General features: G+C 68.2%; 10 protein-coding genes. 4 read left to right on the top strand and 6 right to left on the bottom strand.

All coding sequences use genetic code 11. From position 1 onward, the window contains the following. The 5 genes from AAFN89_RS15355 to AAFN89_RS15335 all read right to left on the bottom strand — a co-directional run bounded on the left by AAFN89_RS15355 (window position 1) and on the right by AAFN89_RS15335 (window position 5,903). Window positions 1-525, bottom strand: coding sequence for a GNAT family N-acetyltransferase (locus AAFN89_RS15355; protein WP_347539976.1), 525 nt, complete (start codon window positions 523-525; stop codon window positions 1-3). A gap of 39 nt (window positions 526-564) precedes the next feature. Further along, window positions 565-2,154: a bifunctional phosphoribosylaminoimidazolecarboxamide formyltransferase/IMP cyclohydrolase gene (gene purH / locus AAFN89_RS15350; protein WP_347539975.1), complete on the bottom strand. Its 1,590-nt coding sequence runs from the start codon at window positions 2,152-2,154 to the stop codon at window positions 565-567. 85 nt (window positions 2,155-2,239) lie between these two features. Next, complete coding sequence (locus AAFN89_RS15345) at window positions 2,240-3,904, bottom strand: heparinase II/III family protein (protein ID WP_347539973.1); 1,665 nt, start codon at window positions 3,902-3,904, stop codon at window positions 2,240-2,242. 10 nt (window positions 3,905-3,914) lie between these two features. Continuing rightward, a complete protein-coding gene (gene rpe / locus AAFN89_RS15340; RefSeq protein ID WP_347539971.1) occupies window positions 3,915-4,574 on the bottom strand; it encodes a ribulose-phosphate 3-epimerase in 660 nt (219 codons plus the stop codon). A 21-nt stretch (window positions 4,575-4,595) separates the two neighbouring features. Then, window positions 4,596-5,903 (bottom strand): transcription antitermination factor NusB, encoded by a 1,308-nt coding sequence (locus tag AAFN89_RS15335; RefSeq protein ID WP_347539970.1) that lies wholly within the window; start codon window positions 5,901-5,903, stop codon window positions 4,596-4,598. 267 nt (window positions 5,904-6,170) lie between these two features. Between AAFN89_RS15335 and proV the strand changes: the two genes are divergently transcribed. The 4 genes from proV (at window position 6,171) to AAFN89_RS15315 (ending at window position 11,128) form a co-directional block, all read left to right on the top strand. Next, on the top strand, window positions 6,171-7,394 hold the full coding sequence (gene proV / locus AAFN89_RS15330; RefSeq protein WP_347539969.1) for a glycine betaine/L-proline ABC transporter ATP-binding protein ProV: 1,224 nt from the start codon (window positions 6,171-6,173) through the stop codon (window positions 7,392-7,394). Between the two features lie 148 nt (window positions 7,395-7,542). After that, the gene (locus AAFN89_RS15325) at window positions 7,543-8,460 is read left to right on the top strand and encodes a proline/glycine betaine ABC transporter permease (RefSeq protein ID WP_347539968.1); all 918 of its coding nucleotides are present in this window, start codon (window positions 7,543-7,545) and stop codon (window positions 8,458-8,460) included. 58 nt (window positions 8,461-8,518) lie between these two features. After that, window positions 8,519-9,400 (top strand): glycine betaine ABC transporter substrate-binding protein, encoded by an 882-nt coding sequence (locus AAFN89_RS15320; protein ID WP_347539967.1) that lies wholly within the window; start codon window positions 8,519-8,521, stop codon window positions 9,398-9,400. Between the two features lie 231 nt (window positions 9,401-9,631). Next, complete coding sequence (locus AAFN89_RS15315; protein WP_347539966.1) at window positions 9,632-11,128, top strand: heme peroxidase family protein; 1,497 nt, start codon at window positions 9,632-9,634, stop codon at window positions 11,126-11,128. A gap of 52 nt (window positions 11,129-11,180) precedes the next feature. Here AAFN89_RS15315 and metZ read toward each other — a convergent pair whose 3' ends face one another. After that, the gene (gene metZ / locus AAFN89_RS15310) at window positions 11,181-12,386 is read right to left on the bottom strand and encodes an O-succinylhomoserine sulfhydrylase (RefSeq protein WP_347539965.1); all 1,206 of its coding nucleotides are present in this window, start codon (window positions 12,384-12,386) and stop codon (window positions 11,181-11,183) included. Window positions 12,387-12,405: the final 19 nt, after the last annotated feature.

Raw genomic sequence — 12,405 nt, 5'->3', positions numbered from 1 at the left:
TCAGCCCATCGCGGCCGGGAAATCGTCCCAGCCATAGACGGTCTCGAACACGGTCAGCCCGTCCATGCCGATGGCGCGTTCGCCCAGGCGGCGGGCGCCGAGGCGGGGATAGAAGCCGGCGCCGGGATTGCCCTTGAAGGCCTGGACGACGGCCGACCGCCAACCCCGCTGCGCGGCGGCGTCCGCCGCGGCGCGCATCAGCTTCCGGCCCAGGCCGAGACGCTGGCAGTCTTCCCGCAGATAGAGGTGGCTGATCTCGCAATCATAGTCGCTGTCGGCCGGATTCCGGGGCGGCTGGACGTTGACGAAGCCGGCGACGCGGCCGTCAGGTTCCTCCGCCACGATCAGAATGCCGCGCGGATCGGTCAGGTAGCCGGTCCATTCAACGGTGCGGCTTTCAACCGTGCGACCGGCGATCAGGGGCGCGGGGAGGACACCGGGATAGGTGGTGGCCCAGCTTGCCGTGTGCGCCTCGGCGACGGCGCGGGCGTCGGCGGGGCCGGCGGGACGAAGGGTGACGGGCACGACACGCTCCGGTTTGGGGGGAAGGCGGGGCGAGGCGGCTCAGTGGCGGAAATGGCGCATGCCGGTGAACACCATGGCGATGCCGGCCTTGTCTGCGGCGTCGATGACTTCCGCGTCCCGGACCGACCCGCCGGGCTGGATGACCGCCGTCGCGCCCGCCTCGATGGTCGTCAGAAGGCCGTCGGCGAAGGGGAAGAAGGCGTCCGACGCCACGGCGGATCCCTTGGTCCGCGTCTCCGCCTCCCCGGCGTCGCGGGCGAAGTCGGCAGCCTTGCGGGCGGCGATGCGGGCGCTGTCGATGCGGCTCATCTGCCCGGCGCCGACTCCGACCGTCGCGCGGTTCTTCGCATAGACGATGGCGTTCGACTTGACGTGCTTGGCGACCCGGAAGGCGAACAGCAGGTCCGCCAGCTCCGCCGCCGTCGGCGCGCGGCGGGTCACGACCTTCAGATCGTCGGTCGTGACATGGCCGCCGTCCCGGCTCTGGAACAACAGGCCGCCCGCGACGCTGCGGACATTCATGCCCGGCGCGCGCGGATCGGCCATGCCGCCGGTCAGCAGCAGGCGAAGGTTCTTCTTCGCCGCCAGGATCTCCCGCGCCTCTTCCGACGCGTCGGGGGCGATCACGACCTCCAGGAAGATGTCGGTCAGCCGGTTGGCGGTGATGGCGTCCAGCGGCCGGTTGACCGCGACGATGCCGCCGAAGGCGCTGACGGGGTCGCAGGCCAGCGCCCGGTCGTAGGCTTCGGCCAGCGTCTCCCCGATCGCCGTGCCGGACGGGTTGGCGTGCTTGATGATGGCGACCGCCGGCTCCTCGAACTCCGACACCAGTTCGAACGCCGCGTCGGTGTCGTTGATGTTGTTGAAGCTCAGCTCCTTGCCCTGGAGCTGCCGGGCCGTGGCGACGCCCGGCCGCGTCTCCCCGGTGCGGTAGAGGGCGGCGCCCTGGTGCGGGTTCTCCCCATAGCGCAGCGCCTGGGACCGCTCACCGGACAGTGTCAGGCGGCCGGGATAGGCGTCGCCCAACACGCCGGAGAACCAGGCGGAGATGGCGGAATCATAGGCGGCGGTGCGGGAATAGGCGGTGTGGGCCAGCCGGCGGCGCAGATCCGCGCTGGTCGCGCCGTTCCCCGTCTCCATGTCCAGCCGGACGGCGGCGTAGTCCGCCGGATCGACCACGACCGTGACATGGGTATGGTTCTTGGCCGCCGCCCGGATCATCGCCGGGCCGCCGATGTCGATATTCTCGATCGCCGTCTCGTAATCCGCCCCGGCGGCGACCGTCGCCTCGAACGGGTAGAGGTTGACCACCAGAAGGTCGATCGGCTGGATGCCGTAATCGGTCATCGCCTCGACATGGTCGGCCACATCGCGCCGGGCCAGCAGGCCGCCATGGATGCGCGGATGCAGCGTCTTCACGCGGCCGTCCATGATCTCCGGGAAGCCCGTATGCTCCGACACTTCCTTGACCGGCACCCCGGCCTCCGCCAGCGCGCGGGCCGATCCGCCGGTCGACAGGATCTGCACGCCGCGATCGGCCAGGAAGCGGGCGAAATCGACGATCCCCTCCTTGTCGGAGACGGAGATCAGGGCGCGTTCGATGGGACGGGAAGCGGGCTGGGCGGTCATCGGAGGGCTGACGCTCCTGTGCGGCGGGGGAAGGCGGGGCCTTTCTAGCGCCGGATCGGCCGCTTGTCGAAGGCTGGTTCCAGCTTCAGCCGCGCGGCTCCTGCCTGATCGCCCATTTGACCGGCGCGCCCTGCCCGTCGGTCACGCCGGAAAGCACGATCTGCTGACTGCGCCGGCGTTCGCCCTTCGCGCCGAAATAGACGCTTTCCTCCACCTTCACCGGCGCGCCGTCGGCATAGAGGCGGAAGCCGACGCCGCTGGGCAGGCGGATCAGCGCCTGCTCCCCGCTCTGCACCGCCGACACGCGGACGCCCGGATGCAGGTGGAAGCGGATGTCGAAGGCGATGTCGGCCGGCCCCTCCAGGCTGTCCTCGCCGCGCACATCGTCGCCTTCGGCCGAAACGTAGAGCCGCCGGCGGTGGGTGACGCCCAGCCCCGGCCGATAGCCGTCATGGCTGGCGTCGATCAGCGTGTCGCCCTCGATCTCCGACCGCTCCAGCGTCACCTTCGCCCGCCGCTCCAGCCCGCCATCCTCGATAAGGGCGCTGGAATTCCTGTCCGCGACGGTGACGGTGGAATGGGCGGCCGTCCCGCGCAGGGCCATCGCCCAGGCCGCGCCCTCGCGCCCTTCCGCCGGGCCCGGCCATGCGCCGCAATTGACGATCATCCTCTCCCGCCCGAAGGAGAGTTCGAAGGACAGTGTCCCGGCATGGGCGCCCGGATCGAATCCCGGCGGCGGCGGGTCGCCGGCATCCATCAGCACCAGCGCGCGGCCGGCCTGCACCCGTTCGAATCCCGAATGCCGAGCGCTCTTCAGCGGCCTTCCCTTGGCGTCGGCATGGGTCATGACCGCGTCGATCATCACCCGGTCGGCCTCGCCCGACCCGTTGAACAGGCACAGCAGCCCGTCGCCATGGCGGTGGAAGCGCAAGGCCGGCGTCATCCGGTCGATGGCGTGCTGCAGGCTTTCCGGGACCGTGACCTCGGGATCGCGCAGATGGGCGAGGCGCAGCAGCCCGCGCAGATCGATCAGATGGCGCAGCAGGGCCAAGTGAACGTCCGGATTGCGCTGGACATGGCCGCCATCGGCCAGCACCTGCCGCCGCAATTCACGGTCGAGGATGCCCAGCGCATCCTCCAGCCGGCCCGGATCCCCCGGCAGGCAGAGGGCGGCGTAGACCAGCCCCTTGGCCGCGACCAGAAGCGGCGCGCCGGCAAGCTCGCCCGGCGCGGCGCGGGCCAGGTGCGTCGCCTGCCGGGACAGGCTGGCGAACATCGTGAGACGGAACTGATCGTCGGCCGACGCGCAGAAGAAATCATGGCCGCCCAGCCAGTTGGCGATCCGCGCGCCCAATATGTCCGGTCGCCAGGTCAGCCCGTCCCAGCGGTCGTGCCGGTCGATCCAGTGGCCGACCAGGAAGCGGGCCTGCCTGCGGGCGGCGTCGCCGGACAGCGCGCGGAGGTCGCGCAGCCAGTCGAATCCGTGAAGCTCGGCGACGAAATCCGCGCCCGCGCCGACCGGCGACCAGAGCGGCGCGTCGGACCGGACGGTCTGGCCGGCGAAGGCGTAGCAGCCGCCCAGCAGCGCCGAACCCTTCTCGGCGTCCCCCGGCCAGGGATCGGGCGGCACCAGCACCAGGTCGCGCGGGCCGTTCCGGCCGAGCGTCAGGGTGTAGAGCGGGTTGCCGTAGGCGAGACGGGAAAGGCCGGTCCTGAGCGTCCGGACGGTTTCCCGCGCGCCGCGCTCCATCGCCCCCGCCCTACCCGCGCAGCCGGCGGATATTGTCGGCGTAGGCCGAAGGGCCGCCCTTGAAGCTGGCGGTGCCGGCGACCAGCAGGTCCGCCCCGGCCGCGACCACGCGGGGGGCCGTCTCCTCCGTGACGCCGCCATCGATCTCAAGATCGATGTCGCGGTCCGTGGCGTCGATCAGCGACCGGACCATGCCTATCTTGTCGATCTGGCTTTCGATGAACTTCTGGCCGCCGAAGCCCGGATTGACGGTCATCACCAGGATCAGGTCGACATCGCCCAACATCTCCTCGATCAGGGAGACGGAGCTTCCCGGCGACAGCGCCAGGCCGGCCTTGCAGCCATGCTGCTTGATAAGCTGCACCGTGCGGTGCGGGTGGGGGCCGGCCTCGGGATGGAAAGTGATGATGTCGGCGCCGGCGGCGGCGAAATCCGGCACAGCCCAGTCGACCGGACCGATCATCAGATGGACGTCCATCGGCAGCTTCGTGTGCGGGCGGAGCGCCTTCACCACGCCGGGGCCGATGGTGACGTTCGGCACGAAATGGCCGTCCATGACATCGACATGGATCATGTCGACGCCGGCCTCCTCCATCGCCCGCACCTCCTCGCCCAGCTTGGCGAAATCGGCGGACAGGATCGAAGGGGCGATTCGGGTGGGTTTCTGCATGATGAGGTCGTAGGTATCAACTTAGCCGAATCGCCGCAACCGGGCGATATGGAAGCCGTCCAGCCCGCCCTCGCCGGGCAGCATCGACGGCAGGGTCCGGATTTCGCCCTCGGCGGTCACCGCCTCGGCCAGCCCGCCGATCTCCTCCGCCCGGACCGGGTCCCGCCGGACGGCGTTCCCGGCGCGCTCCAGCAGCGAGGCGATCTGGCGTTCCCCTTCCTCCGGCTGGAGGGAGCAGGTGCACCAGACGAGGATTCCGCCCGGCCTGACCAGCGTGACCGCATGGTCCAGCAGTCGCGCCTGGGCCGCCGCCAGCTTCTCCACATCCTCCGGGCTCTTCAGCCTCGGGATGTCGGGATGCCGGCGGATCGTCCCGGTGGCGGAGCAGGGCGCGTCCAGCAGCACGGCGTCGAACGGCTCCGCCGGCCGGAAAATAGCGGCGTCGGCGGCGACCAGCTCCGCCTCCAGCCCCAGCCGGTCCAGATTGGCGCGGACGCGGGCCAGCCTTCCCTCCGACCGGTCTACCGCGGTCACCCGCGCGCCGGCAGCGCAGAGCTGGGCCGTCTTGCCGCCCGGCGCGGCGCAGAGGTCGGCGACGCGCAGCCCCGCGACATCGCCCATCAGCCTTGCCGGAAGGGCGGCGGCGGCATCCTGCACCCACCATGCGCCTTCGCCGAACCCCGGCAGATCCGGCACCGCACCGCCGGCCGCGCGACGCAGGCTGCCGCTCGGCAGCAGCGTGGCGTCCAGCCTTTCCGCCCAGCCGGCCGGATCGCCCTTCGGCGTGATGTCCAACGGCGCTTCGGTTAGGTGCGCGTCGGCGACGGCGCGGGCGGTATCCTCACCGTAGGCGGCGGTCCAGGCGTTCCACAGCCAGTCCGGCGTGTTCAGCCGGGCGGCGTCCTGGGCCGTGACCAGTGCCGCGCCCTCCCGGTCCAGCCGGCGCAGGACGGCGTTGACCAGCCCCTTGAACCGGGCATCGCGACCGCGATCGACCAGGGCGACGGAGGTGTCGACGGCGGCGTGGGGCGGCGTGCCGAGGAAGAGAAGCTGGGCCGCGCCCAGCCGTAGCGCGTCGCGGGCGGCCGTCCCGGTCGGCGGCAGCGGCATCTCCAGCATCTGGTCGATCAGCGCGTCGATCTGGCCCAGCCGGCGCAGGGTCGTGGCCGTCAGCAGGCGGACGAAGGCCCGGTCGCGGGGCGCCAGGGACGCGGCGTCGAGCGTCCGGTCCAGAACCTCGTCCAGCGCGCGCTTCCGCCCCAGAACGGCGCGCAGCAAATCCCGCGCCGCGATCCGCGCGCCCAGCCCATCGGTCGATGCATTCGTCATGGGCGGGATGTAGCCGAACATCGGCGCCGAAGCCAGTGCGGAGCGCGATTCGACGCCGGAATCACAGAGCCGTAATAAGCTCGGCCCCGATTATAGAAATGGGATAAAATTCTTTGACGCTTTGGAGCGTTTCCATAATCCCGGCGGAGATGGCGGTGGCGGGACATCTTCCGTTGACAATCGATCTATAGAGCCAATATCCCTGACATCTTTGATAGAGAAATTATTGTTCTCTAAGTCATTCCCACAAGCGATCGAATTTGTTCAATGACGTCTGGTGAACCAGCGCAGAAAATCGCATTCCAGAATGTGTTCAAGGTCTTCGGCTCCCGCACCGCGGATGCGGTGAAGATGATCGAAGCCGGCAGCGACAAGAGCGAGATCCTTTCCCGCACGGGCTGCACGGTCGGCGTCAACGATGTCTCGTTCGACATCAGGGCCGGGGAAATCTTCGTGGTCATGGGCCTGTCGGGCTCCGGCAAATCCACCCTGCTGCGGCTGATCAATCGGCTGATCGAACCGACGCTGGGGTCGATCCTGGTCGACGGCGAGGATGTGACGCGGATGAGTAAGCGGGACCTGATCCAGCTTCGCCGCCGCGACATGAGCATGGTCTTCCAGTCCTTCGCGCTCCTGCCCAACCGGACGGTTCTGGAGAACGCGGCCTTCGGGCTGGAGGTTTCCGGCGAGGCCGAGGCGTCGCGGCGGGAGAAGGCGATGACGGCGCTCGCGGCCGTCGGGCTCGACCAGTACGCCCAGAGCAGCCCAGACCAGCTTTCCGGCGGCATGAAGCAGCGCGTCGGCCTTGCCCGCGCGCTGGCCAGCGAACCTACGATCCTGCTGATGGACGAGGCGTTCTCCGCGCTCGACCCGCTGATCCGGACGGAGATGCAGGACGAGCTTCTGCGCCTCCAGACCGAACACAGCCGGACGGTCGTCTTCGTCAGCCACGATCTGGACGAGGCGATGCGGATCGGCGACCGGATCGCGATCATGCAGGATGGCGCGGTGGTCCAGGTCGGCACGCCCGAGGACATCGTCATCAACCCCGCCAACGACTATGTCCGGTCGTTCTTCCGCAATGTCGACGTGTCCCAGGTCTTCAGGGCGGGCGATATCGCCCGGCAGACCCAGGTGACGCTGATCGAGCGGCCGGGGATGGACGTCAACGCGGCTCTGGACCGGATGCGCAGGCATGACCGGGACGTCGCCATCGTCGTCAGCCGCGACAAGAAATATCAGGGCGTGGTCACCGCCGACTCCCTGGCCGCGGCGATCAAGGGAACGGAGAAGGACGCCTACCACCGCGCCTTCCTTTCCGACATCGCGCCGGTGGAGGCAGACGCCCCGCTGGCCCAGGTGATGAGCGTCGTGGCGGAAAGCCGGTGGCCGGTGCCTGTGGTGAACGAAGGCGGCCGCTATGTCGGCGCCATCTCCAAATCCTCCCTGCTGATGAGCCTCGACCGGGCGGGTTCGCAGGAGGAAGCGTGAGGCGAGCCTGAACCAACTGCCCCTCACCCAACCCTCTCCCCGGAGGGGCGAGGGCTACCAACTTTACCCTCGCCCCTCAGGGGAGAGGGAGGGGCCCGCGAAGCGGGAGGGTGAGGGGGCGTGCAGAAAACGTTGAATCGAGTCGATCATGGATTTTGAATTCGATATCGGCGCCGGGGCGAACGCCGCCGTCGATTACATCCTCGATAATTTCTCTCCCGCGCTGGACGCGATCTCGAGCGGGATCGAGTTCGTCGCGGAATCGATCGAAGCCGGCCTCCTCTGGGCGCCGATCTGGGCGTTCGTGGCGATCCTTGTCGTGCTGTCGCTGTGGCGGGTCGGCTGGAAGTTCGCGATCTTCACCGGGGTCGCGTTGCTGCTGGTCGTCCATATGGAACTGTGGGAGCAGATGATCGAGACGCTGGCGCTGGTGATCGCCGCGACGATCATCGCGATCTTCATCGGCATCCCGCTTGGCATCGCGATGGCCAAGAGCCGGTGGACCGCGACCGCGCTCCGCCCCGTGCTCGACCTCATGCAGACCATGCCGGCCTTCGTCTACCTGATACCGGCGGCCATGTTCTTCGGGCTGGGCGCCGTGCCGGGGACGATCGCGACGGTGATCTTCTCCATGCCGCCGGTCGTGCGCCTGACCAACCTCGGCATCCGCCAGGTCCAGAGCGAATTCATCGAGGCCGGCCTCGCCTTCGGCTGCACCGACCGGCAGTTGCTGGCGAAGGTGCAGTTCCCGCTGGCGCTGCCCTCGATCATGGCGGGCGTCAACCAGACCATCATGCTGGCGCTCTCCATGGTCGTCATCGCCTCGATGATCGGGGCGGGCGGGCTCGGCAACACCGTGCTGACCGGCATCCAGCGGCTGGATGTCGGCCTCGGCTTCGAAGGCGGGCTCGCCGTCGTCGTGCTGGCGATCATCCTCGACCGCATCACCCAGAGCCTCGACCGCCCCAGCGCGTTCGGCTCGCTCAAGACCCTGTTCTCCCGTGGACGCGCCGCGACAGGCGGCGTCGAGGGCGATATCGGAACCGGCGCCCGCGCCGGCTCCTGAAACCGTCGCCGGCCGTTTCCGATGGCTGGCATCCGTTCCACCCCTCACCGGAGGTGACATGATTAAGAAGATTGCAGGAATTTCCGCCGCGGCCCTCATGGCGGCCGGCGTCGCCCAGCCGGCGTTCGCCCAGGACGGCGAGCCGCTGACCATCGGCTGGACCGCATGGTCGGACGCCGAATTCGTGACCAAGCTGGCCCAGCAGCTCATCACCGAGAATTACGGCCAGGAAGTCGAGCTGATCCAGACCGGCATCGCGCCGCAGTACCAGGGCGTAGCCCAGGGTGATATCGACGCGATGATGATGGCCTGGCTGCCGGGGACCCATGCCGACTATTGGGACCAGGTGGGCCCGGACGTGGTGACGCTGGGCGTCCTCTACACCGACGCCAAGCTGGGCTGGGTCGTGCCGGAATATGTGCCGGAGGACCAGCTTTCCTCGATCGCCGACCTCACCGATCCCGAGGTGCGGGAGAAGCTGGACTCGACCATCCAGGGCATCGATCCCGGCGCCGGGCTGATGCGCCTGTCCAACGAGACGATCGAGGCCTACGGGCTGGACGAGTATGAGCTGGTCTCGGCCAGCGACGCCGCCATGGTCGCGGCGCTGGACCGGGCGATCCGCAACGAGGAATGGATCGTCGTCACCGGCTGGAGCCCGCACTGGATGTTCGGCGCCTACGATCTCCGCTATCTGGAGGATCCCGAAGGCACGCTGGGCGGCGTGGAGCGCGTCTACGCCATCGCCCGCCAGGGCTTCCAGCAGGATTATCCTGAGGTGGCGCAGTTCCTGATGCGGATGCACCTGCCGCTGGAGGAGCTGGAAAGCGCGATGGCCAACGCCCAGGAGACCTCCTATGAGGAGGCCATCGGCCAGTACATCGAGAACCACCCCGCCCGGGTGAACTACTGGCTCACGGGCGAGATGGCGGCGTCCTAAGCCGATTCGTCCTGAAGAGAAGCCCGCCGGTGGAGATCGCCGGCGGGCTTTTCATTTGTTGCCCGACCGGAATCTACGACTGAATCGCCATTCGTTAACCGTTCCGGACGCCTCCGAATTAAGCCCGCTGCATAATATTGTAGGATGTCGGTGACAAAGCCGGCGGCCCGATTGCCGCCGCGCGAGCCGGGGATGACCATCGTCCTTCCACTGTTGTGAGGGAGGGGCGTCATGGACACGCAGGTCAAGATCAAGCCGAAGAAGGGTGAAAAACCGCAGGGCCACGGCCCGCAGGACCATGCCGGCATGCATCACGGATATGGGCGGCGCGAATACCAGCCGGTTCCGCAGGGGCCGGTCTTCAAGCCGGGCAAGTTCGGCCGGATGTTCCCCGAACTGCCGCCGATGGCCGCCGACACGGCGGCGCTGGATGCGCTGGCCGCCGCGATGCTGGATGCCGACGGCAACCAGTCCGGCGACAATCCGGCGGTACCGGCCGGGTTCACCTATTTCGGCCAGTTCGTCGATCATGACGTGACCTTCGATCCGACCACCATGCCGGAAGTGGCGATCGATCCGCAGACGGTCTTCAACTTCCGCACGCCGAAGCTGGAGCTGGACAGCCTCTACGGCTCCGGCCCCGACCTGGATCCGTTCCTCTATCAGCCGGACGATCCGGCGCTGTTCGCGCTGGGATCGACCGGGCAGGGGCAGGGCGACCCGGCGCTCCCTGTAGGCTTCCCCAACGATCTGCCGCGCTTCAACAAGATCGCGCTGATCGGCGACCCCAGGAACGACGAGAACCTGGCGGTGGCGCAGACCCATCTCGCCTTCCTGAAGTTCCACAACAAGATCGTCGCCACTCTGCGCGCAGATGGAACCCCGGCGGCGCAGCTTTTCGACGCCGCGCGGAAGCTGACGACCTGGCACTATCAGAAGATCGTGCTGGAGGATTTCATCGGACGGCTGGTCGATCCGGCGGAGATGGCGGACGTTCGCCAGAATGGCCGGAAGTTCTTCCTGTTCGCGGACGAGCCGTTCATTCCCGTCGAATTCTCCGTCGCCGCCTATCGGCTGGGCCATTCGATGGTCCGGCAGTTCTACAATTTCAACCGCGTCTTCCGCTTCGGCGGGGTGACGCCGGCCAGCCTGGCGCTGCTGTTCCGCTTCACCCGGCTGTCGGGCGGCGGGGCCGACGTGCCGGTGCCCAGCGACTGGATCATCGACTGGCGGCGCTTCTACGATTTCAACGCCCCCGGCGTGGAGGTGAACCCGACCCGCAAGATCGATCCGTTCCTGGTCCAGGAACTCCACACCCTGCCGGGCGGCGGCGGTTCCCTGCCCCAGCGCAACCTGGTGCGCGGCCTGCGCATGGGGCTGCCGTCGGGCCAGGCGGTGGCGGCGCGGATGGGCTTCGCCCCGCTGACCCCGGCTGAGATCGGCGACGGTCCGGACGGGCAGGTGGCGACGGCCCAGGGTCTCACCCAGCAGACGCCGCTCTGGTACTACATCCTGAAGGAGGCGCTGGTGCAGCAGGACGGGCTGCGGTTGGGCAAGGTCGGCAGTCGGATCATCTCCGAAGTCTTCGTCGGGATGCTGGAAGGCGACCCGAATTCCTTCCTGGCGCAGGATCCGACATGGACTCCGACCCTGCCCCGGGCGAACAACGATACCTTCACGATGGTCGACATGCTGACCTTCGTGGATGAGATAAACCCGATCAACTAAGGATCGGCAATAGAGACTGATCGACCGGGGTGGGGGCGGACGGGCGCTGGCGTCACGCGGATTTCGCGGCCGCCAGCGCCCGTTCCACGTCCGCCTGAAGGTCGTCATACCCTTCCAGCCCGATCGACAGGCGGACCAGCCCGTCGGTGATGCCCATGGCGGCGCGGTCCTCAACGGCCATGGCCCTGTGGGTCGTGGTCATCGGGTGGGTCGCGATCGACCGCGTGTCGCCCAGATTGTTGGAGATGTCGACGATCCGCAGCGCGTTGATGAAAGCGAACGCCGCCTGCTTGCTCCCGAGGTCGAGCGATACGATCGTACCGCCGCTCTTCATCTGGCGGCGCGCCAGCTCATGCTGCGGATGGCTTTCCAGGAAGGGGTAGCGGACGGTTCGCGCGCCGCCGTCGGCCTCGATGAATTCGGCCAAGCTGTGGGCCGAGCGGGTCTGGCGCTCGACCCGGATCGACAGCGTCTCCAGCCCCTTCGCCAGCACCCACGCGTTGAAGGGGCTGAGCGCCGGGCCGGTATGCCGGTAATAGGGCATGAAATGGTCGTTGCAGAATTCGGCGTCCGCCAGCAGCGCCCCGCCGAGGCACCGCCCCTGGCCGTCGATATGCTTGGTCGCGGAATACATCACCACGTCGGCGCCAAGCTCCAGCGGCTTCTGGCCCAGAGGCGAGGCGAAGACGTTGTCGACGAAAACCTTCGCGCCGCCGGCATGGGCGATCTCCGCCACCGCGGTGAGGTCGACCAGATCCAGCGTCGGGTTGGCCGGGGTCTCCAGGAAGATGGCGCGCGTGTTCGGACGCATCGCCGCCTGCCAGGCGTCCAGGTCGGCGCCGTCGACCAGCGTCGTCTCGATCCCGTAGCGGGGCAGGATGGTCGTCAGGATGACGTGGCAGGAGCCGAACAGCGCCCGGCTGGCGACGACATGGTCACCCGCGCGCAGATAGCAGAACAGGCCGGTGAAGACGGCCGCCATGCCGCTGGCGGTGACATGACAGGCTTCCGCCCCCTCGATCAGCGCCAGCCGTTTCTCCAGCACCTCCAGCGTCGGGTTGGCGTAGCGCGAATAGACGAAGCCTTCATCCTCGCCGGCGAAGCGGGCCTCGGCCCGTTCGGCGGAATCATAGACGAAGCCGGAGGTGAGGAAGATCGCCTCCGACATCTCGCCGAAATCCGAACGGCGCAGGCCGCCCCTTACGAGAGCGGTTTCGAGGCTGATGTCATCGTTAGGAGAGAGAAGCGCCTGGTCCAAAATGAAAGCCTCCGGAATC

The sequence above is a fragment of the Inquilinus sp. CAU 1745 genome (assembly GCF_039839375.1).
In the GTDB taxonomy this organism is placed as follows: Bacteria; Pseudomonadota; Alphaproteobacteria; order DSM-16000; family Inquilinaceae; genus JBDOQU01.
The sequence above is the reverse complement of the archived record's forward strand: the minus strand, read 5'-3'. Positions and strand labels throughout refer to the sequence as shown.